Raw genomic sequence first — 22,110 nt, forward strand, 5'->3', positions numbered from 1 at the left:
CATCAGACACGAGAACCTCCCGGAGGAGCACAAGATGAGCAAGGCACAGACCGTTTCCCCCACCGCCATCGACCCCACCGTCGCCGCCGGCGCCGCGCAGTTCCTCTCCCCCGTCGTCCTCGGCCTTCAGGCCCTGACCATCAACGGCAAGCAGGCGCACTGGCACGTGCGCGGGGCGAACTTCGTCGGCGTCCACGAACTCCTCGACACCATCGTCGCCCACGCCGGCGACTTCGCCGACACCGCCGCCGAGCGGATCGTCGCCCTCGGACTCCCGATCGACGCGCGCGTCTCGGCCGTCGCAGAGAAAGCCGGTTCGACGTCGGTCGCCGCCGGCTTCGCCCAGTCGGATGAACTCATCCGCGCGGTCATCGCCGATATCGACGCCATCCTCGTCGACGTCAAGGCGGCCGTCGAGGGCCTCGACGAGGTCGACCTGACCAGCCAGGACGTCGCGATCGAGATCCAGCGCGGACTGGAGAAGGACCGCTGGTTCCTCGTGTCGCACATCGCGGCCTGACCAGTCAGCACCTTCGGAGAGGGCGGCCCCGGGATCCCGGGGCCGCCCTCTCGGCGTGCGCGAGGCTCAGCCGACGTGGGTCACGCGGCCCGCGAGAAGGGTGGCGGCCACGGGCATCGCGCGCAACGCGGCGGCATCTGCGGTGCGCGGATCCGCGGACGTGAGCGCGATATCGGCGATCTCCCCGGGGCGGAGCGTGGAGCGCACGCTGGCGCTCAACGCCTGGTCGACCGTGAGGCGTTCCTCCGGGTGCCACGATTCCCGCTCATCATCCGTGCGCCAGACCGCCGCCGACAGAGCCTGCCACGGGTCGAGGGGCGCCACCGGGGCGTCGGAACCGAACCGCACCTCGGCACCGGCGGCGAACAGAGACGACAGCGGGTAACCGAGAGAGGTCTGCCCTGCCCAGTGGTGCTCGACGAAGTCACGGTCGTCGACGGCGTGCTGCGGCTGCACGCTGGCGATCACACCGAGGCGCGCGAACCGCGCCAGGTCGGCATGACGCACGAGCTGGGCGTGCTCCAGGGAACCGGTCGCCCCGGTGACCAGGAAGGCGTCGAGGGCGGACGTGACAGCGCGGTCGCCGATGGCGTGCACGGCCGCCGTGATGCCCGCGCCGGTCGCGGTGGTCAGCAGGGCGACGAGCTCATCGCCCGGTACCGTCAGGACCCCGTAGTTGCCGGGGTCGTCCGGATAGGCGTGAGAGCACGCGGCGGTGCGGGTTCCCAGCGACCCGTCCGTGATGATCTTGAGCGAGCCGACACGGATCAGACCGCGCGCCTCGGCGGGAGTGTCCGGTTCCTCGTGCGGCTCGCCGCTACGCAGCCCTTCGGTCACGGCACGATCGAGGTCTGCGGGATAGAACGCGAACTCCACGCGGTGCGAGGCGAAGCCCGCACGGACGCGGCGCGGCCAGGCAGCGGCGTTCCACGCCATGTCGAAATCGACCAGTCCGGTGACGCCTCGCGCCGCTGCGGCCTCACCGGCGCGGAGCACGGCCTCGTCGCTGTGCGCCGGGTCGACCGCGTTGAGGCGGCGCGAGATCTCGAAGGCGTCCTCCTCGCGCAGGACCCCGTCGTCAGCACGGAAGCCTTCGCGGGCGAGAGCAGCGGTGTTCAGCCACACGCTGTGCACGTCGGCGTTGATGAGGTAGGTGGGCGCCGCTCCCGTCGTCGCGTCCAGCAGCTCCAGGCTCGGCCGATCCGGCCACAGGGCGTCGCGGAATCCCGTACCGACGCGGCGTCCGTCGGGGAGCGTCGGCGCCTCACCCATCCGCAGCGCGGCTTCCGCCGCCGAGGTCGTGTCATGCAACGGGACCCGCTCCGCCGCCAGCGCCCACTGGACCGTGTGCACGTGGTTGTCCCACAAGCCGGGGACCGCCCAGAGACCATCGGCTTCGAGCACCTGTCCACGCGGTCGCAGGGCGCCGGTCGGCGCGATGTCGACGATGACGCCGCCGTCGAGGTGAAGGTCCACCGGCTCGTCGTCGATGAGGAACTCCCGGCCGGGACCGGCCAGACGAACGGCGCGCACCGTCCCGACGGTGTCGTTCCGCGCCGTCATGCCCGGTTCCCCTCGCGCGCCACCTGAGCGCGCCGCATCTCCGCCGCCAGAGGACGGTTGGTGTACGGGCCTTCGCTCTCGAGTGCCGCGATCACCGACTCGATCGTCTCGACGGGCTTGTTCTGGCTGAGCTTGCGCTTTGCGACGACGCGCGCGGGGGTGAGGCGGAATCCCACTGTCCCTGCGGCGAGCCGTTCCACGAACGCGGCGTCGTTGGGACGCTGCCACATCAGCCGCGGCTCGGGCATGCCGTTCTCGAACCGCTCCACGAGGCGGTCGAGCACCCGCAGATTCTCGTCCGGTGTCAGGATCTCGGGTGTGCCCGCCAGGTGCACGGCGGTGTAGTTCCATGTGGGCACCGCGGGGACATCGCCGTACCAGCCGGGCGACACGTAGCCGTGCGGGCCCTGGAAGACCACCAGCAGTTCCCGCTCCCCCAGCCCGTGGATGAGGTCGTCGGGACGCCCGACGTGCGCCACGATCGTCAGGTCGTCGCGGTCGTCGTCGAGCAGCACGGCATAGTGCGAGGCGACGAGCCCGTCGTCGGTCGAACTCACGATGGTGGCCCAGGGGTTGGCCTCGATCACGCGCCGGATCTCGGTCACGTCGGCGAGCGTGAAGCTCGGATTCTGTCGCATGGATTCAGCCTAGGGGCGCCCGCACACGCCAGCGCGGACTCACGCCTGGCAGCGGGGGCACCAGTAGAGCTTGCGCGCGCCGATCTCCTCGAGCGCGATCTCGGTGCCGCAGACCCGGCACGGGAGTCCGGCGCGGTGGTACACCCAATGCCGGTCGTCGCGGCTCGCCATCGCAGCACGGTACTCGTCGGGCGACAGGTCGTCCATCGTCATCATCTGACCCGTCTCGACACCGATCGCCAGCAGGCGCACCCAGTCGTGCCAGAGGGCGCGCACCACATCCTCCGGCACGTCTCGTCCGGGCGTGTGCGGATTGAGCCGCTGCCGGTAGAGCATCTCCGCGCGATACACATTGCCGATGCCGCTCACCACCGCCTGGTCCATCAGCAGCAGCGCGATGGGCGTCGACTTCTTGCGCACCGCACGGACGAAGCGCTCCTCGTTCTCGGCCGGATCACCGACGAGCGGATCCGGACCGAGCTTGGCGACCGTCGCGAGCATCTCCTCGGGCGTCTGCAGAACGCACGCCGTAGGGCCGCGCAGGTCGGCGGCCGTGATGTCGGTCATGAGCCGCAGACGCACCTGCCCCACCACGGGCGGCGGCCATTCCACCCCCTCGTCCGCGAGACCCTTCGTCTGCTCGGACATGCGCACGTGCACCCGCGTGCGTCGCGGGGCGCCGATCGAGGCGAGAGAGTTCTCTCCGGCGTCGTCCAGGATCGGGTCTTCCAGCACGGTGCCTCGCTGGTTCGTCTGACCCATACGTCCATTCGCAGACGCGATCGTGGGGTCGACGAGGATCTCGCCAGCGAAGTCCCAGGCACCGTAGAGCCCCAGGTGCACGCGAAGCCACAGGTCGCCCTCGGTCTCCAGGAACATCTGCTTGCCGACCGCCTGCACGCTCGTCGCCGTGCGCCCGTCGAGGATCGCCGCCCCCTCGGCGAAGCGTCCCTGGGGGCTGGAGGCGCGGAGCACCTTGCCGACGAAGTTGCGGTCGAACTGCCGGGCGATGCGGTGGACGGAGTGACCCTCGGGCATGTCAGCCCCGCGGATCCGGGAGCAGCGAGCCGTCGCGCTCGAAGTCGGCGATCTGTCCGATGCGGCGCACATGACGCTCGTCGCCCGAGAACGGGGTCGAGATGAACCGGTCGATGAAGGAGGTCACCTCGTCGTACGTGTGCTGCCGCGCGCCGATGGAGATCACGTTGGCGTCGTTGTGCTCCCGTGCGAGCTCGGCCGTGGCGAGGTTCCACACCAGGGCCGCGCGGACACCGCGCACCTTGTTCGCCGCGATCTGCTCGCCGTTGCCGGATCCGCCGAACACGACACCCAGCGCCTCGACGCCCGCCTCCTGATCGGCGACCACCGCCCGAGCAGCCCGGATGCAGAACGCCGGGTAGTCGTCGAGCGCGTCGTACTCCACCGGACCGTGGTCGACGACCTCGTGCCCCGCCGCCCGCAGGTGCTCCTGCAGCTGCGTGGAGAAATCGAGTCCAGCGTGATCGGTGGCGATGTGGATGCGCATGGCTTCCATCCTAGAAGCCGCCGCCGACACCCGTTCCGGTCACGGGGCGACGCCGGCGGCCGCCGGCTTGAACCCCGCCCTGACGTTCTCGCAGCAGCCGGGCCGGCAGACGTCGAAGCCGCCGGGGAGCGACGTGACGTGAGCGCGCTCCTCGTTCGGACGCCCCTGCAGCCGCTCCTCGATCAGGTCGACGATCCCCTCGACGAACGTCGGCAACACGCCAGGCGTCGGCGTGCGCGTGAACGCGAGTCCCGCGTCTTCCGCCGCCTCCGCCGCCTCGGTGTCGAGATCCCAGAGCACCTCCATGTGGTCGCTCATGAATCCCACCGGCACGACCGCGACCGCGCGCCGCCCTCGCGCGGGAAGCTCACCGATCACGTCGCACACGTCCGGCTCGAGCCACGGCTGCGACGCGGGCCCCGAGCGCGACTGGTAGACGAGCTCCCAGGCCACGTCGGCCGCCGCCGGCACGGACTGCCGTACCCGGTCCATCACCCAGGCCGCGACGGCCAGGTGCTGCGCGGCATAGGCGCCGCCCTCGCCCCAGTCGATGTCGCGGGCGCCGGAACGCTCGGCGTCGGCCGTCGGGATGCTGTGCGTTGAGAACAGGATCTGGATGTCCGGCGCGGCGATGCCCTGCGTCAGGAAGCCCTCGATGGCCTCCCGCACTCCCGACTCGAAGGCCTCGACGAAACCCGGGTGGTCATAGAACGGGCGGATCTTGTCGATCGTGACGGTCTCCCCGAGGCCGGTCTCCTCCAGCACGCGCGCGAAGTCCTCGCGGTACTGGCGGCAGCTGGAGAACGAGCTGTAGGCGCTCGTGGCGAACGCGAGCAGCGTGGTGTGCCCGTTGCGCGCCGCCTCGGGCACGACCTCCTCGAGGTAGGGGGCCCAGTTGCGGTTGCCCCAGTACACGGGCAGCTCGATGCCGCGCGCGACGAGCGCCTGCTCGAGCGCCTCCTTGAGCACGCGGTTCTGCCCGTTGATGGGGCTCACGCCGCCGAAGTGACGATAGTGGTGCGCGACCTCCTCCAACCGCTCGTCGGGGATGCCGCGGCCGCGCGTCACGTTGCGGAGGAACGGGATCACGTCCTCCTGACCCTCCGGGCCACCGAAGCCGGCGAGGAGGATCGCATCGTACGCGACGGGCGTGGTCACGAAGGGCGCACCGCTGGCGGCGGCAGGCGAGGCAAAGGGGACGACATTCGGCTCGATCGCAGTCACCCCTCCATCCTCCCACCTCGTCGAGGCACCGGTGTCCGCCCGCCGCCGGGAGAATGCGCACAGAGCGTGAGCCCGCCTCGCGCACTGGCGTAGGCTGTCATGGTTGCCGTCGGCGCCAACTGCGCCGACCCCGGTGACATCCCCTCACCCCTGGGAGTACAGCTGTGCCTGGAGAGAACCTCACCCGAATCGAAGCGCAGGAGCGCCGCGATGTCATCGACACGCACTCCTATGAGGTCGCCCTCGATCTGACGAAGGGCGCCGAGGTCTTCGGTTCCCGCAGCGTCGTGCGCTTCTCCGCGACGCCCGACGGTTTCACCTTCATCGATCTGATCGCCCGCGACGTGCGCGAGATCTCTCTCAACGGCGAGCAGCTCGACCCGCAGGAGGTCTTCGCCGACTCTCGCATCGCGCTGTCCGGGTTGCAGGCCGAGAACGTGCTCGTCGTCGACGCGGACTGCCTCTACACCAACACCGGCGAGGGCCTGCACCGATTCGTCGACCCCGTCGACGGCGAGGTCTACCTGTACTCGCAGTTCGAGGTGCCGGACTCGCGCCGCGTCTTCGCGGTCTTCGAGCAGCCCGACCTCAAGGCGACGTTCCAGTTCACGGTCACGGCGCCCGCGGCGTGGAAGGTCGTGTCGAACTCCCCCACGCCCGAGCCCATCGTGCACGACGATGACGTCACCGCCACCTGGGGCTTCGAGCCGACGCCGCGCATCTCCTCGTACATCACCGCCCTCGTCGCGGGACCCTACGAGTCCACGTTCTCCGAGCTCACCAGCGCCTCCGGCCGCGTGATCCCGCTCGGCGTCTACGGCCGCAAGAGCCTGTGGCAGCACCTCGACGCCGACTACATCTTCGACAAGACCCGTGAGGGCTTCGCGTACTTCGAATCGAAGTTCGGCGTCCCCTACCCGTTCGCGAAGTACGACCAGCTGTTCGTGCCCGAGTTCAACGCCGGGGCGATGGAGAACGCGGGTGCGGTCACGTTCACCGAGACCTACGTCTTCCGCAGCAAGGTCACCGACGCCGTCAAGGAGCGCCGGGTCGTCACGATCCTGCACGAGCTCGCGCACATGTGGTTCGGCGACCTGGTCACGATGAAGTGGTGGAACGACCTGTGGCTCAACGAGTCGTTCGCGGAGTGGGCCTCCACCATCGCGACGGCCGAGGCCACCGAATGGACCGAGGCCTGGACCACGTTCAACGCGATGGAGAAGACCTGGGCCTATCGCCAGGATCAGCTCCCGTCCACGCACCCGATCGTCGCGGAGATCAACGACCTGGAAGACGTGCAGGTCAACTTCGACGGCATCACCTACGCCAAGGGCGGCTCGGTGCTGAAGCAGCTCGCCGCGTGGGTCGGCATCGAGGCGTTCTTCGCCGGGGTGTCGCAGTACTTCCAGAAGCACTCGTGGGGCAACACCGAGCTCAGCGACCTGCTGTCGGAGCTCGAGGCCACGAGTGGACGCGACCTGGGCACCTGGTCGAAGAAGTGGCTGGAGACGGCCGGCGTCAACACGCTCGAGCCCGTGGTGGCCGAGGGCGACGACGGCAAGATCTCGCGTTTCGCGATCACTCAGACCGCCCCGGCGGACTACCCGACCATCCGTCCGCACCGCCTGGGCATCGGCTTTTACTCGCTGCAGGACGGCACGCTCACGCGCGTCCACCACGTCGAGGTCGATGTCGACGGCGACCGCACCGAGGTCCCCGAACTGCAGGGCCTCGCGCGCCCCGACCTGATCCTGCTGAACGACGACGACCTCGCCTACGCCAAGATCCGTCTCGACGAGAAGTCGCTGGCGACGGCGATCGCACACCTCGCCGACATCCACGACCCGCTTGCGCGCTCCCTCGTGTGGGGCGCCGCCTGGGACCAGACGCGCGACGCGGAGACGGCGGCCTCGGACTACATCGACCTCGTGCTGGGCAACATCGGCCGCGAGACCGAGTCGACCACGGTCCGCACGACGCTCGCCCAGCTGCGCACGGCGGCCACGCTGTACGTGCGACCCGAGGAGCGCCAGGCGGCGCGACTCAAGGTCGCGGACGGCCTGTGGGCCCTCGCCGAAGCCGCAGAAGCGGGCAGCGACAGCCAGCTCCAGTTCGTTACGGCGTTCGCGAACGCCCTGGTCACCCCTGAGCACGCCGGCATCGTCGGGCGCCTGCGCTCCGGCGAGGAGACCCTCCCCGGTCTCGAGATCGACGCCGACCTGAACTGGCAGCTGCTCGTCGGACTCGCGACCATCGGAGCGACGGACGCCGCGACGATCGACGCCGCTCTCGCCGCCGACAACACCGCCAAGGGCGCGGAGTTCGCCGCGCAGGCACGAGCCGCTCTTCCCGACGCCGCCTCGAAGCAGGCCGCGTGGGCCTCTCTGATCGAGCGGGATGACGCGCCGAACACGATCGTCCGGTCGGCAGCCCTCGGCTTCGTGCACCCCGCAGGCGCCGAGGTGCTCGGCGAGTTCGTGCCGAAGTACTTCGACATGCTGCTGCCGGTGTGGGAGTCGCGGACCTACCAGATCGCCCAGTACCTCATCGTCGGACTGTTCCCCACGGCGCTGGCCGACGTGGCGCTGCGCGACGCGACGCGCTCGTGGCTGTCCTCGCACCAGGACGCTCCGCCGGCACTCCGTCGCCTCGTGCTGGAGAACCTCGCCGACGTCGAGCGCGCGCTGGCGGCGCAGTCCCGCGACGCCGAGGACTGATCGGCGCCACCCTCCGTCCGGGCCTCTGCCGCCGCGCTTCCAGCCGGGGCAGAGGCCCGCTCGGTAAACTCGGCACCGATGATCCTCCCCCTCGAGACCACGCCAGACCCCACCCCCACCCCGCTTCCCGACTGGGTCCAGGATCTGCTGACCCTGCTCGGACACATCGGCGGCAAAGCGCTCGTCGTCGCGATCATCATCGCCTCCTGCGTGGTGATCGCTTTCGTGCTGCGGGGCGTGATCAGGCGCGTCGTGCACCGGATCGTGGACAGCGCGAAGAACAAGGCGTCGGTCGACGACACCCAGGCGCTCGAACGCTCTCCGCTCGCCGATATGCGTCTGGTCCAGCGCACGAGGACCCTGGGCACGATCCTCCAGAACATCGTCAACGTGATGCTGGTGGTCATCGCGATCGTGCTGGTCGTGAACGCTCTCAGTCCCAGCCTGCTCGGGTCGCTCACGCTGCTGACCGCCGCCGTGGGTGCTGGTCTCGGTTTCGGCGCCCAGAACATCGTCAAAGATGTGCTCAACGGGATGTTCCTCGTCGCGGAGGACCAGATCGGCATCGGTGACGTGGTCGACCTTGGTCTGGCGAGCGGCGTGGTCGAGTACGTGAGCGTGCGCATTACCCAGGTCCGCGACGTGAACGGCACGCTCTGGTACGTCCGCAACGGCGAGGTCACGCGCATCGGCAACATGTCGCAGGGCTGGGCGCGCGCGATCGTCGACACCGGCGTCGCGCCGGACGCCGACCTCGACCAGGTCGAGCACATCATGCTCGAGACGGCACAGGGCCTCGCGAAGGACCCCAAGTGGCGGACGCGCATCGTCGAGAAGCCCGAGCTGTGGGGCCTGGAATCCATCGACGGCGACGCCCTTGTGGTCCGCGTCGTGATCAAGACCAGGGCGAACGCCAGAGACGACGTCGCACAGGAGCTGCGGCGCCGGCTGCGGGCCGCTCTGCTGGAGAGGGCGATCGCGGTACCGCGCATGTCCGATGTCGTGCCGACGGGGCTCGAAGGCGCACGGCGCGTACGCGGGGCGAACCCGCCGAAGACCCGGCCGAACGCCGTCACGGGCGTGCCGGTCATCCCGGACCGCGGCATCTGGCGCCGCAAGAAGCCGTCGACCGAGGGGAATGGCGACAGATGACGTTCTACGACGAGGTCGGGGGCGCAGAGACGTTCCGGAAGATCGTCTCCGTGTTCTACCGCGAGGTCGCCCTCGATCCGGTGCTCAAGCCGATGTATCCCGAGGAGGATCTGGGTCCCGCCGAGGACCGCCTGCGGATGTTCCTGGAACAGTACTGGGGCGGTCCGACCACGTACGGCGAGACCCGCGGACACCCGCGCCTGCGCATGCGTCACATGCCGTTCCACATCGACCCCGACGCGCGTGATCGTTGGCTTCGTCACATGCGCACCGCCGTCGACGAGGCTCGATTGTCTCCGCTGCACGAATCCACGCTCTGGGACTACCTGGAGCGCGCCGCCTATGCCATGGTGAACACATTCGAGCCGTCCGGCATCGGCACGACTCCCCACGGGCGCCCGACGCTCGAGACCCGCGCACGTCAGGAATCAACGGAGAACACATGACGACGAAGCCCCCGACCACGGACGTCCTGGTGATCGGTTGGGGGCTGGCCGGACTGGTCGCCGCCCGCGAGGCACTGGCGGCCGGGCGCCGGGTCATCGTCGTCGACCAGGAGCCGCGGACGAACCTCGGCGGCCAGGCGTGGTGGTCGTTCGGCGGACTCTTCTTCGTGGACTCCCCCGAGCAGCGCCGATTCGGCATCAAGGACTCGCTCGAGCTCGCCACCCAGGACTGGTTCGGCAACGCGGGCTTCGACCGCCCGGAGGACGAGTGGCCGCGCCGCTGGGCCGAGGCGTATCTGCAGTTCGCCGCCGGGGAGAAGCGCTCATGGCTGCGCAGCCTCGGCGTGGGCTTCTTCCCCGTGGTCGGCTGGGCGGAGCGCGGCGGCTACGGCGCGATCGGACCGGGCAACTCGGTGCCGCGATTCCACATCACCTGGGGCACCGGCCCCGGGATCGTCGCCCCCTTCGCCGCGGCCGTCGAGGAGGGCGAGCGCAGCGGTCGTCTCACCGTGCTCGCGCGGCACCGCGTGGAGAGCCTCATCGTCACGGATGGACGTGTCACCGGCGCCCGCGGCTCCGTCCTCGCCTCCAGCGGTGCGGAACGGGGAGTGCCGTCCTCCCGCGAGGTGATCGGCGCGTTCGAGATCACGGCGGAGGCGACCGTCGTGTCGTCCGGCGGGATCGGCGGCAACCACGAGCTCGTTCGTGCGGCGTGGCCCGAACGGCTGGGAACGCCGCCGGCGCACATGCTCTCCGGCGTCCCGGCGTATGTCGACGGCTCGATGCAGGCCGTCACCGCGGCCGCCGGCGCCCGCCTGATCAACGGCGACCGCATGTGGCATTACGTGGAGGGGATCACGAACTGGGATCCGGTGTGGCCCGCGCACGGCATCCGCATCCTCCCCGGCCCCTCGTCCCTGTGGCTCGACGCGACGGGCGCGCGCCTCCCCGTGCCGCTCTTCCCCGGGTTCGACACGCTCGGGACGCTCGCGCACCTCCGGCGCACCGGTCACGACCACTCCTGGTTCGTCACGTCGCGGCAGATCGTGGAGAAGGAGTTCGCCCTGTCCGGCAGCGAGCAGAACCCCGACCTCACCGGCAAGGATGTGGGGCTGCTGCTGAAGTCGCGGCTCGCCAAGGGACCGACCGGCCCCGTCCAGGCGTTCCTCGACGAGGGACAGGACTTCATCGTCGAGAACGACCTGGAGTCGCTGTTGGAGCAGATGAGCCAGCATGACGGTGGCGAGCTGCTCGACATCGACACCGTGCGGCGCGAGGTGGTCGCGCGCGACCGCGAGATCGAGAACGAGTTCACCAAGGATGCCCAGATCGGCATGCTGCGCTCGATGCGCGGCTACCGCGGTGACAAGCTCATCCGGACGGCAGCGCCGCACCGGCTGCAGGACCCGGCCGCCGGCCCGTTGATCGCGGTCAAGCTGCACGTCCTCACCCGCAAATCGCTGGGCGGCATCCACACCGACCTCGACGGTCGTGCGCTGGACGCCCAGGGCATCCCGATCCCTGGCCTGTTCGCCGCGGGCGAGGCGAGCGGCTTCGGCGGTGGCGGTGTCCACGGGTACCGGGCGTTGGAGGGCACGTTCCTCGGCGGGTGCCTGTTCTCCGGGCGACAGGCGGGAAGGTCGGCCGCCGCGGCGGCGGACTGACCCCGCGCCACAGGGCTCGTGGCGAAACCCTCGGATACGCCCCGGCGCGGTCGATCGACGAGCGTGGCTCTCCCCCTCGGGTCACGCCGGCGCTTCGGCCGTGCCATCAGGCCCTGGCGCCCGTCCCATCGCGCCGTGGTGGCAGCGCCGTCAGGCCCGGGTGCCGGTGGCCCGCACGCCCGTGAGCCCGGACGCCACGGGGCCTCGTGCCAGCACATGCCCGCGACGGAAGGCGAGCCGCGACCAGCGACCGGCGCGCGACACCCCGACCTGTTCCTCGCCCGAGATGAAGCCCATGGCGTCCGCGGCGAACGCCACACCGCGCGGCAGCCCGCCGAGATCGTCGTCGGGCTCGCCCCAGATGGCCGCTCGGAGCGCGCGAACCGCTTCCTCGCCCGAGCCGGCGCCCGCCCCCCGCGCCACGGCGGAGATCCCCCACTGTGCGCGCTGCGCGACGACGGACGCCTCCAGCGACGCCTCCACGGTCCAGCCCTGGCGCGGCGGGGATACCCCGGCCCAGGACGGCGACAGGCCGGTGTCCGGCAGCATGAGGCGTTCGGGGGTGTCGGCGGGCGACAGGCTGTCGACGACCAGGTCGCATTCGAGCTCAGGGTCCGCGTGCACGATACGCATCGCGAGGATCGTGGGGGTCTGATCGAACAGGGTCTGCGGCGAGAGCACGGCCGTGGTCAGCGCCAGGACCCCGCGCGAGGCCTGAAGTCGTACTCCCCCGTCGCCCGCGCGACCGGCGCGGCCCACGAACGTCAGGACATCCTTCGCCGTGTCGGGATCGGCGAGCAGGAGCGTAGGCGGCACGCGTTCTAAACTACCAAGAGGTGCGGCGCCTGCGGTCGCGGAGAGGAACCCATGAGCGCGGACGACCACGCCATCCAGACCGTCGATCGACTCCTCGAGGTTCTCGACCTCGACGCCACCCAGGCCCGGACGACCGAGGACATCTTCACGGGCTCCTCGCACCCGATGCCGAGCGGCCGCATCTACGGAGGCCAGGTGCTGGCGCAGACGCTCCTCGCGGCGGAGCGCACACTGCCGGAGGATCGCGCCGTCCATTCGATGCACGGCTATTTCCTGCGGCCCGGTGACGCGAGTCAGGGCATCACGATCGCCGTCGACCGCATCCATGACGGCCGCTCATTCTCGACGCGCCGCACGCAGGCGTACCAGAACGGGGTGCCGATCTTCTCGATGATCGCGTCCTTCCAGGATGCGGATCCGGGAGTCGAGCACGCGGAGCCCATGCCCGAGGGCGTGCCCGACCCGGAGACGCTGTCCCCCGACGAGGATCGCGTTCCCGGACTCACCGGGGGCGCGCGGCGGATGCTCACCGATCGCGCCGCGGACATCCGTCACGTCGAGTCGCCGCTGTACCTCCCCAACGACGATGCCCGGGTCCCGCGTCAGGCCGTCTGGATGCGACTGCGCGCTCCGCTCCCCGACGACCAGCGGCTGCATCGCGCGGCACTGGCGTACCTCAGCGACATGACGATCCAGGAGTCCATCCTGCGCGCGCACGGGGTCTCGTGGGCACACCAGGGGCTCAAGGTCGCGAGCCTCGATCACGCGATGTGGTGGCACCGTCCCGCGCGCGTCGACGAGTGGCTGCTGTACGCGCAGGAGTCCCCGAACGCGCGCGGCGGGCGCGGGCTGGCCACCGGGCGGATCTACACGCGCGACGGCTCGCTGGTGGCGAGCGTGGCGCAGGAGATCATGATCCGCGTGCCGCCGGAGGCATCCTGATCCGAGCGTTCGGCGCGGGTCACACGGCCGTCGAGGTCAGCGGTGCGCGTACTCGATGGAGGGGCCGACGTACGGCTCCCAGGCCTCGCGCATCTCGGAGGTGAGTCGCGTGGGGCGACCCGTCGCGGCCTCGACGAGCACGATCACTGCTGTCGACCGCGCGTACAGCACCCGCGGCTCCGCGGCCGGGTCGTTGTGCACCTCGTAGCAGACCTCGACACTGGACCCGCCGAGCTTGCCGAACCACATCTGCACCTCGAGCGGTCGACGCTGATACGGCACTGGCGCGAGGTACTCGATCTCCTGCCGGGCGATCAGCGTCAGGATGCCCTCGTCGATGCCGGAGTCGAGCACCGCCGTGGACGGCGCCTCCTCGCCGGGACCCGCCCGCCAGAACGCGCGGACGCGCGCCTCCTCGAGCAGCTTGAGCATCGAGGTGTTGTTGACGTGGTTGAACGCGTCCAGATCCCCCCAGCGGAGGTGGATCGGGATGTGCAGGCGGGTTCCCGGCGAAGGCGCAGTCATCGGGTCAGTCGCGCGTGAGCTTGCGGTGGGTCGACCGGTGCGGCTTGGCCGCGTCGGGCCCGAGGCGCTCGATCTTGTTCTGCTCGTAGGCCTCGAAGTTGCCCTCGAACCAGTACCACTGGTCGGGCTTCTCGTCGGTGCCCTCGTACGCCAAGATGTGCGTCGCGATGCGGTCGAGGAACCACCGGTCGTGGGTGATGACCACGGCACAGCCGGGGAACTCGAGAAGGGCGTTCTCCAGCGAGCTCAGCGTCTCGACGTCGAGGTCGTTGGTCGGCTCGTCGAGGAGCAGCAGGTTGCCGCCCTCCTTCAGCGTGAGCGCGAGGTTCAGGCGGTTGCGCTCACCGCCCGAGAGCACACCGGCCTTCTTCTGCTGGTCAGGACCCTTGAAGCCGAACTTCGACACGTAGGCCCGCGAGGGGATCTCCGTCTTGCCGACCGTGATGAAGTCGAGCCCGTCGGAGACGACCTCCCACAGCGTCTTGTTCGGGTCGATCGACGAGCGCGACTGGTCGACGTAACTGATCTTGACCGTCTCGCCGATCTTCAGGTCGCCGCCGTCGAGGGGCTCGAGACCGACGATGGTCTTGAACAGTGTGGTCTTGCCGACGCCGTTCGGACCGATCACGCCGACGATTCCGTTCGGCGGAAGGCTGAAGCTGAGGCCATCGATCAGCGAGCGTCCGTCGAAGCCCTTCTTCAGATTCTTCGCCTCGATCACCACGTTGCCCAGGCGCGGCCCCGCGGGGATCTGGATCTCCTCGAAGTCGAGCTTCCGCGTCCGCTCCGCCTCCGCGGCCATCTCCTCGTAGCGCGCGAGTCGCGCCTTCGACTTCGTCTGGCGACCCTTGGCACTGGAACGGACCCATTCGAGCTCGTCCTTGAGGCGCTTGGCGAGCTTCGCGTCCTTCTTGCCCTGGATGTCGAGACGCTCGGCCTTCTTCTCCAGGTACGTCGAGTAGTTGCCCTCGTAGCCGATCAGCCGACCGCGGTCGACCTCTGCGATCCACTCGGCCACGTGGTCGAGGAAGTACCGGTCGTGGGTGATGGCGATGACGGCGCCCTTGTACGACTGCAGGTGCTGTTCGAGCCACAGCACACTCTCCGCGTCCAGGTGGTTGGTCGGCTCGTCGAGGAGCAGCAGATCCGGCTTCTGCAGCAGGAGCTTGGCGAGGGCGACACGTCGCTTCTCTCCACCGGAGAGGGGGGCGATCGCGGCGTCGCCGGGGGGCGTGCGCAGTGCGTCCATGGCCTGCTCGAGCTGGGAGTCGAGGTCCCAGCCGTCGGCCGCGTCGATCTCCTCCTGCAGGGTGCCCATCTCGGCGAGCAGCGCATCGAAGTCCGCATCGGGATCGGCCATCAGCGCCGAGATCTCATTGAAGCGGTCGAGCTTCGCCTTGATCGCGATGCCGTCCTGGATGTTCTCCAGCACGGTCTTCGACTCGTCCAGCTCCGGCTCCTGCATGAGGATCCCGACCGAATAGCCGGGCGACAGCTTCGCCTCGCCGTTGGACGGCGTGTCGAGCCCGGCCATGATCTTCAGGATCGTCGACTTGCCGGCGCCGTTGGGGCCGACCATGCCGATCTTCGCTCCGGGAAGGAACGCCATCGTGACGTCGTCGAGGATGAGCTTCTCGCCCACCGCCTTGCGCGCACGCACCATCGAGTAGATGTACTCAGCCACCGAAAACCGCTCCTTCTGTTGGCGTCGAAGATCGACACTCCAGCCTACCGGCCGTCGGCGGCAGGGTTCGTGATCGAAGCATCACCAGTCGATCGGACGCGTCGTCCCGACCAGGCAGCGTCCCTCGGCGAGCTGGGGCATGACGACGGCCACCACCTGTCCCGTCGAGGGACCGACCTGTCCCACCAGGCAGGACTCCTCTCCCCAGCGCACCGAGAACTGGAGGCTCTCCACCGGGTTGCCCACGGTGGTCTGGTCGGGCGTGACCTGCATGGCGGTGCGATCGAAGCCCCCGGCCACCAGCGCGTCGATATAGGCCCGACCCTCCGCCCGCTGTTCCGAGGCCCACACACCCTCCGCGATCGCCCGGAAATACGGAAGATTGTCTTCCGCGGTGCCCTCGGGCTGCAGTGCCGGCGACGCCGTCGCCGTATCCGCGGGCGAGGGCGACAGGGAGCTCGGCGGCGTCGGATGCTCGCCGGCAGCGGCCGTGCATCCGACGAGGAGGACGAGGATCGCACCGGCTCCGACGAACGCGCGGGCGGTGCGGGCGAGTGACGGGGCCGTTCGGAGCACGAGCCGAGTCTACGTCGCCCACACCCACAGCCCGGCGTGCTGACGGTGCGTGGCTGACGCTGCGCGCCTGCCCCTACTGCCCCGCCGACACCCTGGCTCCCGCTCCGAGGAAGCCGTCGGGGAACGCCTGGTCCGTCGCCGCACCCCCGTCCCCGGAACCGTCGATGCCCCACAGGTCACCCAGATCGTCTCCGGTTCGGCCACTCGCCGTCGTCCGCGCGCTTCCACTCGCGGAGTCGGCACCGGGAGACTGTTCCCCATCCTTCTCCCCCTCCGCCACGGTCTCCGGAGAGCGTCTCGGCGACGGCCGGAACGCGGTCGTCCCCCACCGCAGGTCGTGCCCGATCGCGTCGGCTTCGATGTCGGCACTCGTGCCCTGCTTCCCATTGCTCTCCCAGGCCCGGATGCGCAGGCGGCCCGTCACGACGATGCTGTCGCCCACCCGCAGCGACGCCCTGGCGTTCTGACCGAGCTGCCGGAACGCCGCCACGGAGAACCAGTTGGTCTCGGAGTCGACCCAGGTCTGGGTCGTCGGTTCGAAGCGGCGGTGCGTGCTCGCCAGCCGGAAGTTGGTGACGGGCACCCTCGCGCCGGTGTGCCCCTGATGCGGATCGGTCGCCACTCGCCCCACGACGGTGATCATCTCGGTCATGCTGTTCTCCTTCTGTCGCCGGAACCTCTCCGGATGCCTCCAGCCTGCGGTGACGGCAGGAGCATCGACTGACGAATCCACGCGCTGTGGGGACGCATCGCCGACATCGACGAAGCGTGGAGGAAGAGCCCGGTCAGACGCGTGTCCCGGCGCGGCGCGAATGTCGGTGGCCCGTCCTAGCGTTGATGCAGGAAGGGAGAAATCGATGTCTGAACGAACGTCCGCCACGGCCCCCGAGGTGCCCTTCGCCGCACCTCGTCTCTCCTCGGAGAAGGAGCATCTCGTCCGCGCCGCCGACCACCTGTGGCGGGTTCAGGACTCGCGGGAGTATGTCCTCGGTCACCTGAGGATCGTGCCGGACCCGCTCGGTCTGCGCTACCGGGCGGAGCGGCTGCACCTCGCGACCGGCCGCTTCCGGCTGATCGGAGAGTTCTGGCGTGCCGATGATGCCGTGGCCGCGCTTCGCCACTGCTGATGCCGTTGCTACGTCGATCGGAAGCGCCCCCGGCAGGATTCGAACCTGCGACCAAGAGATTAGAAGGCTCCTGCTCTATCCCCTGAGCTACGGAGGCGGACAGTCCTACCGTACCGCGGGCAGGCGGGCGATGTCGGTGCCCTCGATAGGATGACGACATGGTAGCTGCCTCCGAGAACGATCGCCTGGTCTGGATCGACTGCGAGATGACGGGCCTCGATCTCTCCGTGGATGAGCTCGTCGAGATCGCGGTCGTCGTCACCGACTTCGAGCTGCGTCCCCTCGACCCCGGATTCCAGGTCGTGATCAAGCCGAGCGATCAGGCGCTGTCCCACATGAACGACTTCGTCACGAAGATGCACGAGACCTCCGGGCTGATCGAGGAGATCCCGCGGGGCGTCACGCTCGCGGAGGCCGAGGAACAGACGCTCGCCTACATCCGTCGCTTCGTCCCGCTCGAGCGCAAGGCACCCCTCGCAGGCAACACGATCGGCACCGACCGCATGTTCCTCGCCAAGTACATGCCGCGGGTCGACCAGTGGCTGCACTACCGCAACGTGGATGTGTCGAGCATCAAGGAGCTCTCCCGGCGCTGGTATCCCCGGGTGTTCTTCCAGGCCCCGGCCAAGGACGGCGGACACCGGGCCCTCGCCGACATCCTCGAGTCCATCCGTGAGCTCCGCTACTACCGGGAGGCCGTGTTCGTCGACGAGCCGGGTCCGTCGAGCGACGACGCCAAGGAGATCGCGACGCGCACCGTGTCGGAGTTCACCTCGAACATGTAATAGACTCGTAGGGTTGCCCGCGCAGGCGGGCGCATGGTGGGTATAGCTCAGTTGGTAGAGCGCCTGGTTGTGGTCCAGGAGGTCGCGGGTTCAAGCCCCGTTACTCACCCGGAGAGAAGAAGCCCGGTTCCTCGGAACCGGGCTTCTTCCGTCTCAGGGCGCGGATCGACGCTGCCGTGCGGCTCTAGACTGGAGCCGTGTCACTGGCGGTCTGGTTCTCGCTCCTCACCGCGTCGGTGGTGATCAGCTTCACGCCCGGCGCCGGCGCGATCAACACGATGTCGAACTCCCTGTCGCAGGGCTGGCGGCGCTCCATCTGGGGCATCATCGGCCAGCAGATCGCTCTGATCGTCCACGTCGTGATCGTCGCCGCGGGCGTCGGTCTGCTCGTCTCCCGCTCCGAGGTGCTGTTCACCCTCATCCGCTACGCGGGCGCCGCCTACCTCGTCTTCCTCGGCCTCCGCCTCATCCTCAGCCGCCCGACACCACCGCTCGACGACGCGCCCATCCCCGCACCGGCGCACGAGAGCCATTGGTCGATGATGCGCCGGGGCTTCTGGGTCAACCTGCTCAACCCCAAGGCGATCGTCTTCTTCCTCGCGTTCATCCCTCAGTTCATCCGGCTCGACCAGCCACAGCTTCCCCAATACCTCGCGCTGATCGCGACGGTCGTCGTGGTCGACGTGCTGGTGATGTGGGGGTTCTTCGCGGTGGCGGCCCGGCCCTTCCGCCGCCTGACGGCCTCGCCGCGCGGGGAGCGCATCCTCAACGCCGTCTTCGGCGGCCTGTTCATCCTCGTGGCAGCGCTGCTGGTCCTGCTGCACTGACCGGTGTCCCGAATGGCCCCTAGGCTGGTCTGGATGGACATGGACGCCGGCGCATTCGAGGCCCTCGTGATCGAGGAGCTGGACCTGCTGCCCGACGACATGGTGGACCGCCTCGACAACGTCGTGTTCGTGGTCGAGGACCGCCCCGAGGACGGCAGTCTCGACCTGCTGGGGGTGTACGACGGTCTCGCACTGACGGAACGCACACAGTACGGCATGGGCGAACTCCCGGATCGGATCATCGTCTACCGCGAGCCGCACCTCGCCCAGTGCGAGACCCTCGATGAACTGCGCGACGAGATCCACACGACGCTCGTGCACGAGATCGCGCACTTCCACGGCATCGACGATGCGCACCTGCACGAGCTGGGGTGGGCGTGACGATGAGCACGGCACTCCCCGATCTCGACGAGAGCACGGATCTGTCCGCCGCACCGCTCGAGCCCTGGCAGGTCGTCGTCTGGAACGACCCGGTGAACCTCATGAGCTACGTGGTCCGTGTCTTCCGCACCTACTTCGGCTACACCGAGGAGCACGCCACCGCACTCATGCTCGCCGTGCACAACGAGGGCCACGCGATCGTGGCGACAGGGCCGCGCGAGACGATGGAGGTCCACGCGCAGGCGATGCACGACTACGGGCTCTGGGCGACCGTGCGGAAGGCATCCGCATGACCGCCCCCCTCATCCTCACCGTCGCCGCCATCGAGGGCGCCCAGCTCCTGCGGATCGTCGACGACTTCCTCGCCCTCATCGCCGAGCAGGATCCGAATGACCCCGCGATCGCCCGGCTGACGCCCAACCCCTATCCCGACGACGAGGGGGCCGCCGCCGCGTTCGCAGCGGCCACTCGCGATGACGTGACCGACCGGCGTGTCCTGGATGCGCGCACCGTGCGGTCGGCGCTCTCCGCCTTCGACCCGGAGGCGCCGCTCACGCCGGAACAGGCCCGCGAGCCCCGGGAGGTGACGATCCGGCGAAGCGACATCGACGCCTGGCTGCGCACCCTCACCGCCATCCGTCTGGTGATCGCGACGCGGCTCGGCCTCACCGTGGAGGAGCCCGTCGCGGGTGGTGAGGCGATGGCCGTGTACGACTGGCTCGGCTACCGGCTCGAACTGCTCATCGAAGCGGCCGACGACATCGGGGCCTGAGACCGGATACCGGCGGTCACGGCACCGTGACGATGCGCGTCGCCAGCTCGCGCGGGTGGTGCTGCAGGAGGTGCTGACGCTCCTGCGCCGCCCACCGCTCCCAGTGCGGTCGGTACGTGTCGCCGTCCCTCGCGAGCGCGCGCGCCTTTCGCGACTCCTCCCCCGCCTCCACCCAGATGCGGACATCGGCGAGGTCGGCCGTCGACGGACGGAGGATGCCGCTGCCTTCGACGATCACACCGAGCGATGGGTCGACGGCATGACTCTCCGCCTCCGTGTTCTGCTCCCAGTCCCACCGACGCCAGGAGCCGAGCAGGCCCCGCCCGTGCGGCCGCAGGATTCCGTCCACCGCTCGCTCCACGCCGGACTCCAGGCCGTCCCAGCCCGGGTACAGCGAGTCGAGGGCGATGACCTGCACCCGTCCGACGAGCGGCCAGTTCCGCGCGAGCAGCTCCGCCAGCGAGGTCTTGCCAGCACCGCTCCCGCCGTCGATGACCACCATCGGGTTCGCCGCAGCGAGGCCGCGGATGTCCTGCGCGATCAGTGCCGCGGCCTGGCGAAGCGCCGCCGCGACGGGATCGTCACTTCTTGAGGGCACGGATGATGCGCGTGAGGGCACGACCGGTGACCCACACGAAGGGCACCGCCACGACGAGCAGCGTCACGATGTTCGGCTCGAAGCGGAGCCCCTCCTCGCGGCGCACGTAGACGCCGACGGGAATCGAGACACCGCCCCCGCCGCCGCCCTCGGCACCGTCGCCGCTGCCGCCCCCGAAACCGGAGTAGGTGAATGCGACCGGCGTCACGCTCACGCCGTCGACATCCTGCGGCTCACCGTACGCGCTCTTCACGCCGAAGGACGCGACCTGCTTCCCGAGTTCCAGTGCAATGTTCGGCATGCTCCCACGGTAGCCGACCCCGCCCGCGTGCGCGCCCCTCAATCCGCGATGCCGTGGTCTTTCGGATGCCGCGCGGCCCCGCGACCCTCGCCGCGACCGATGTGACGCGCGCGGCTGATCGTCGCCGTCCCGAAGCGGGCGATCGCCTCGTCCACCGCCCCCTCCACGCGGCGCCAGTCCTCGTCGTCGTCCCAGAGCGCCAGGGCGGAGCCGCCCGCCGGCTGCAGTCTCTCGGCCCGCACGCCGACCAGACGGATCGGATCGCGCCGATCGATCTGCTCGAACAGACTCTGCGCCGCTTCCCCGATGCGCTGGCTCACGGCGGTCGGGTCGCTCAGGGTCTGCGACCGGGTGACCGTGCGGAAGTCGGCGAAGCGGATCTTGATCGACACGGTCGACGTCTCCCACCCGGCACGACGCAACCGCGCGCCCACGCGATCGGCCAGCCGCAACAGCTCCGCACGCAGGAACGCGCGGTCGTCGACATCGACGTCGAACGTCTCCTCGTGTCCGATACTCTTCTCCACGCGCTCGGTGTCCACCGCCCGCGCATCCCGGCCCCACGAGAGCTGCGCCAGCCGCGCACTCAGCGCCGGGCCCACTGCACGGTCGAGCATGTCGGCCGTGGTCGCCCTGATGTCGCCGATCGTACGGATGCCTCGCGCCTCCAGCGCCTCCGCCGCCTTCGGCCCCACACCCCACAACGCGCGCACCGACCGCGGGGCCAGGAAGTCGAGCGTCTCCGCGGCCGATACCACGAGCATGCCGTCGGGTTTCGCGATCGTCGACGCCATCTTGGCGACGTGCTTCGTCTCGGCCACGCCCACAGAGCACGTGATGCCGACCTCCGCCGAGACGCGCTCCCGGATCTGCGCGGCGATCCTCGCCGGGCTCCCCCACAGCCGACGCACGCCCTGCACATCGAGGAACGCCTCATCGACGGACAGGGGCTCCACCAGCGGGGTGAACGACTCGAAGATCGCCATCACCTGGCGCGAGACCGCCTGATAGCGGGGGAAGTGCGGCGGTACCACCCTGGCCGTCGGGCACAGGCGGAGAGCCTGCGAGACGGGCATCGCGGACCGCACGCCGTAGCGCCGCGCCTCGTACGAGGCACTGGAGACGACGGAACGACCGTCCGGCGAGCCGATGATGAGGGGCAGGCCCCGCAGACTCGGATCGTCGAGCACCTCGACCGCGGCGTAGAACGCGTCCATGTCGACATGCAGGATGCGGGTTCCGGTGTCGTCGGCATCGGCCGCGGACACCATGCGCCCTCTGCCGTCACCGTGTCCCATGCATCCATTCTCTCCCGGGCCCCGGACAC

Annotated in this window: 25 protein-coding genes and 2 tRNA genes; 13 read left to right on the plus strand and 14 right to left on the minus strand. The window is 69.6% G+C overall.

Going from position 1 to position 22,110, the window contains the following annotated elements:
* Window positions 1-34 precede the first annotated feature (34 nt).
* A complete protein-coding gene (locus tag DW309_RS09675; RefSeq protein WP_136031899.1) occupies window positions 35-520 on the plus strand; it encodes a Dps family protein in 486 nt (161 codons plus the stop codon).
* Between the two features lie 66 nt (window positions 521-586).
* Here the strand turns inward: DW309_RS09675 and DW309_RS09680 are convergent, their stop codons facing one another.
* From DW309_RS09680 to DW309_RS09700, 5 genes are read right to left on the minus strand one after another with little or no spacing between them, the layout of a single operon-like run.
* Window positions 587-2,083 carry an amidohydrolase gene (locus DW309_RS09680; RefSeq protein WP_136045252.1) on the minus strand — a complete coding sequence of 499 codons (1,497 nt, stop codon included), beginning with the start codon at window positions 2,081-2,083 and terminating at the stop codon, window positions 587-589.
* Entirely contained in the window at window positions 2,080-2,721 is a 642-nt protein-coding gene (locus tag DW309_RS09685; RefSeq protein ID WP_136031895.1) for an FMN-binding negative transcriptional regulator, read from the minus strand. The genes DW309_RS09680 and DW309_RS09685 overlap by 4 nt, the downstream gene beginning before the upstream one ends.
* Window positions 2,722-2,760: 39 nt before the next feature.
* A complete protein-coding gene (locus tag DW309_RS09690; RefSeq protein ID WP_136031893.1) occupies window positions 2,761-3,759 on the minus strand; it encodes an Fpg/Nei family DNA glycosylase in 999 nt (332 codons plus the stop codon).
* A gap of 1 nt (window position 3,760) precedes the next feature.
* Entirely contained in the window at window positions 3,761-4,246 is a 486-nt protein-coding gene (locus DW309_RS09695) for a ribose-5-phosphate isomerase (protein ID WP_136045253.1), read from the minus strand.
* 39 nt (window positions 4,247-4,285) lie between these two features.
* Complete coding sequence (locus DW309_RS09700; protein WP_136045254.1) at window positions 4,286-5,470, minus strand: ferrochelatase; 1,185 nt, start codon at window positions 5,468-5,470, stop codon at window positions 4,286-4,288.
* Window positions 5,471-5,634: 164 nt separating this feature from the next.
* Here DW309_RS09700 and pepN point away from each other — a divergent pair, with 164 nt between their 5' ends.
* The 4 genes from pepN (at window position 5,635) to DW309_RS09720 (ending at window position 11,449) form a co-directional block, all read left to right on the plus strand.
* On the plus strand, window positions 5,635-8,187 hold the full coding sequence (gene pepN / locus DW309_RS09705) for an aminopeptidase N (RefSeq protein WP_136045255.1): 2,553 nt from the start codon (window positions 5,635-5,637) through the stop codon (window positions 8,185-8,187).
* Between the two features lie 78 nt (window positions 8,188-8,265).
* Window positions 8,266-9,339, plus strand: a complete 1,074-nt coding sequence (locus DW309_RS09710; protein ID WP_136037374.1) for a mechanosensitive ion channel family protein — start codon at window positions 8,266-8,268, stop codon at window positions 9,337-9,339.
* A complete protein-coding gene (locus DW309_RS09715) occupies window positions 9,336-9,785 on the plus strand; it encodes a globin (protein ID WP_136037375.1) in 450 nt (149 codons plus the stop codon). Before DW309_RS09710 ends, DW309_RS09715 begins: the two co-directional genes overlap by 4 nt.
* On the plus strand, window positions 9,782-11,449 hold the full coding sequence (locus tag DW309_RS09720; protein WP_136045256.1) for an FAD-binding dehydrogenase: 1,668 nt from the start codon (window positions 9,782-9,784) through the stop codon (window positions 11,447-11,449). The genes DW309_RS09715 and DW309_RS09720 overlap by 4 nt, the downstream gene beginning before the upstream one ends.
* 150 nt (window positions 11,450-11,599) lie before the next feature.
* Here the strand turns inward: DW309_RS09720 and DW309_RS09725 are convergent, their stop codons facing one another.
* Entirely contained in the window at window positions 11,600-12,265 is a 666-nt protein-coding gene (locus DW309_RS09725; RefSeq protein WP_136031878.1) for a DUF8185 domain-containing protein, read from the minus strand.
* A gap of 51 nt (window positions 12,266-12,316) precedes the next feature.
* Between DW309_RS09725 and DW309_RS09730 the strand changes: the two genes are divergently transcribed.
* Complete coding sequence (locus DW309_RS09730) at window positions 12,317-13,207, plus strand: acyl-CoA thioesterase (protein WP_136031876.1); 891 nt, start codon at window positions 12,317-12,319, stop codon at window positions 13,205-13,207.
* 36 nt (window positions 13,208-13,243) lie between these two features.
* Here DW309_RS09730 and DW309_RS09735 read toward each other — a convergent pair whose 3' ends face one another.
* From DW309_RS09735 to DW309_RS09750, 4 genes are all read right to left on the minus strand, one after another.
* Window positions 13,244-13,732, minus strand: coding sequence for an acyl-CoA thioesterase (locus DW309_RS09735; protein WP_136037378.1), 489 nt, complete (start codon window positions 13,730-13,732; stop codon window positions 13,244-13,246).
* Window positions 13,733-13,736: 4 nt separating this feature from the next.
* A complete protein-coding gene (gene ettA, locus DW309_RS09740; RefSeq protein ID WP_136031871.1) occupies window positions 13,737-15,416 on the minus strand; it encodes an energy-dependent translational throttle protein EttA in 1,680 nt (559 codons plus the stop codon).
* A gap of 81 nt (window positions 15,417-15,497) precedes the next feature.
* The gene (locus tag DW309_RS20025; RefSeq protein ID WP_240744576.1) at window positions 15,498-15,992 is read right to left on the minus strand and encodes a DUF6993 domain-containing protein; all 495 of its coding nucleotides are present in this window, start codon (window positions 15,990-15,992) and stop codon (window positions 15,498-15,500) included.
* Window positions 15,993-16,065: 73 nt separating this feature from the next.
* On the minus strand, window positions 16,066-16,644 hold the full coding sequence (locus DW309_RS09750; protein ID WP_136045257.1) for a single-stranded DNA-binding protein: 579 nt from the start codon (window positions 16,642-16,644) through the stop codon (window positions 16,066-16,068).
* Window positions 16,645-16,849: 205 nt separating this feature from the next.
* On the opposite strand from DW309_RS09750, the gene DW309_RS09755 reads away from it, so the two are divergent.
* Window positions 16,850-17,119 (plus strand): hypothetical protein, encoded by a 270-nt coding sequence (locus DW309_RS09755; RefSeq protein WP_136031867.1) that lies wholly within the window; start codon window positions 16,850-16,852, stop codon window positions 17,117-17,119.
* A gap of 24 nt (window positions 17,120-17,143) precedes the next feature.
* On the opposite strand, the gene DW309_RS09760 is transcribed toward DW309_RS09755, so the two are convergent.
* A tRNA-Arg gene (locus DW309_RS09760) sits at window positions 17,144-17,216 on the minus strand.
* Window positions 17,217-17,277: 61 nt separating this feature from the next.
* On the opposite strand from DW309_RS09760, the gene orn reads away from it, so the two are divergent.
* The 6 genes from orn (at window position 17,278) to DW309_RS09790 (ending at window position 19,884) form a co-directional block, all read left to right on the plus strand.
* Entirely contained in the window at window positions 17,278-17,904 is a 627-nt protein-coding gene (gene orn / locus DW309_RS09765; RefSeq protein WP_136045258.1) for an oligoribonuclease, read from the plus strand.
* Between the two features lie 36 nt (window positions 17,905-17,940).
* Window positions 17,941-18,013: transfer RNA gene (locus tag DW309_RS09770), tRNA-His, on the plus strand.
* An 88-nt stretch (window positions 18,014-18,101) separates the two neighbouring features.
* Window positions 18,102-18,731, plus strand: coding sequence for a LysE family transporter (locus tag DW309_RS09775; protein WP_136045259.1), 630 nt, complete (start codon window positions 18,102-18,104; stop codon window positions 18,729-18,731).
* 33 nt (window positions 18,732-18,764) lie between these two features.
* Window positions 18,765-19,112: a metallopeptidase family protein gene (locus tag DW309_RS09780; protein WP_136045260.1), complete on the plus strand. Its 348-nt coding sequence runs from the start codon at window positions 18,765-18,767 to the stop codon at window positions 19,110-19,112.
* A gap of 2 nt (window positions 19,113-19,114) precedes the next feature.
* Complete coding sequence (clpS, locus tag DW309_RS09785; protein ID WP_136031860.1) at window positions 19,115-19,405, plus strand: ATP-dependent Clp protease adapter ClpS; 291 nt, start codon at window positions 19,115-19,117, stop codon at window positions 19,403-19,405.
* Entirely contained in the window at window positions 19,402-19,884 is a 483-nt protein-coding gene (locus DW309_RS09790) for a DUF2017 family protein (protein WP_136037382.1), read from the plus strand. Before clpS ends, DW309_RS09790 begins: the two co-directional genes overlap by 4 nt.
* Before the next feature lie 16 nt (window positions 19,885-19,900).
* On the opposite strand, the gene DW309_RS09795 is transcribed toward DW309_RS09790, so the two are convergent.
* The 3 genes from DW309_RS09795 to DW309_RS09805 are packed head-to-tail and all read right to left on the minus strand — an operon-like array spanning window position 19,901 to window position 22,081.
* Complete coding sequence (locus DW309_RS09795; protein WP_136045261.1) at window positions 19,901-20,482, minus strand: nucleoside/nucleotide kinase family protein; 582 nt, start codon at window positions 20,480-20,482, stop codon at window positions 19,901-19,903.
* Window positions 20,466-20,783, minus strand: coding sequence for a hypothetical protein (locus DW309_RS09800; RefSeq protein WP_136031854.1), 318 nt, complete (start codon window positions 20,781-20,783; stop codon window positions 20,466-20,468). Before DW309_RS09800 ends, DW309_RS09795 begins: the two co-directional genes overlap by 17 nt.
* A gap of 38 nt (window positions 20,784-20,821) precedes the next feature.
* Window positions 20,822-22,081 (minus strand): DNA polymerase IV, encoded by a 1,260-nt coding sequence (locus DW309_RS09805; protein WP_136037383.1) that lies wholly within the window; start codon window positions 22,079-22,081, stop codon window positions 20,822-20,824.
* Between the last annotated feature and the right edge of the window lie 29 nt (window positions 22,082-22,110).

It is taken from the genome of Microbacterium sp. K41 (assembly GCF_004794395.1).
In the GTDB taxonomy this organism is placed as follows: Bacteria; Actinomycetota; Actinomycetes; order Actinomycetales; family Microbacteriaceae; genus Microbacterium; species Microbacterium sufflavum.

Coding starts and splice junctions, on each gene's coding strand:
- DW309_RS09675 (WP_136031899.1), top strand. CDS start 35: ATGAGCAAGGCACAGACCGTTTCCCCCACCGCCATCGACCCCACCGTC.
- DW309_RS09680 (WP_136045252.1), bottom strand. CDS start 2,083: ATGACGGCGCGGAACGACACCGTCGGGACGGTGCGCGCCGTTCGTCTG.
- DW309_RS09685 (WP_136031895.1), bottom strand. CDS start 2,721: ATGCGACAGAATCCGAGCTTCACGCTCGCCGACGTGACCGAGATCCGG.
- DW309_RS09690 (WP_136031893.1), bottom strand. CDS start 3,759: ATGCCCGAGGGTCACTCCGTCCACCGCATCGCCCGGCAGTTCGACCGC.
- DW309_RS09695 (WP_136045253.1), bottom strand. CDS start 4,246: ATGCGCATCCACATCGCCACCGATCACGCTGGACTCGATTTCTCCACG.
- DW309_RS09710 (WP_136037374.1), top strand. CDS start 8,266: ATGATCCTCCCCCTCGAGACCACGCCAGACCCCACCCCCACCCCGCTT.
- DW309_RS09715 (WP_136037375.1), top strand. CDS start 9,336: ATGACGTTCTACGACGAGGTCGGGGGCGCAGAGACGTTCCGGAAGATC.
- DW309_RS09720 (WP_136045256.1), top strand. CDS start 9,782: ATGACGACGAAGCCCCCGACCACGGACGTCCTGGTGATCGGTTGGGGG.
- DW309_RS09730 (WP_136031876.1), top strand. CDS start 12,317: ATGAGCGCGGACGACCACGCCATCCAGACCGTCGATCGACTCCTCGAG.
- DW309_RS09735 (WP_136037378.1), bottom strand. CDS start 13,732: ATGACTGCGCCTTCGCCGGGAACCCGCCTGCACATCCCGATCCACCTC.
- DW309_RS09750 (WP_136045257.1), bottom strand. CDS start 16,644: ATGACCGAGATGATCACCGTCGTGGGGCGAGTGGCGACCGATCCGCAT.
- DW309_RS09755 (WP_136031867.1), top strand. CDS start 16,850: ATGTCTGAACGAACGTCCGCCACGGCCCCCGAGGTGCCCTTCGCCGCA.
- orn (WP_136045258.1), top strand. CDS start 17,278: ATGGTAGCTGCCTCCGAGAACGATCGCCTGGTCTGGATCGACTGCGAG.
- DW309_RS09780 (WP_136045260.1), top strand. CDS start 18,765: ATGGACATGGACGCCGGCGCATTCGAGGCCCTCGTGATCGAGGAGCTG.
- clpS (WP_136031860.1), top strand. CDS start 19,115: ATGAGCACGGCACTCCCCGATCTCGACGAGAGCACGGATCTGTCCGCC.
- DW309_RS09790 (WP_136037382.1), top strand. CDS start 19,402: ATGACCGCCCCCCTCATCCTCACCGTCGCCGCCATCGAGGGCGCCCAG.
- DW309_RS09800 (WP_136031854.1), bottom strand. CDS start 20,783: ATGCCGAACATTGCACTGGAACTCGGGAAGCAGGTCGCGTCCTTCGGC.
- DW309_RS09805 (WP_136037383.1), bottom strand. CDS start 22,081: ATGGGACACGGTGACGGCAGAGGGCGCATGGTGTCCGCGGCCGATGCC.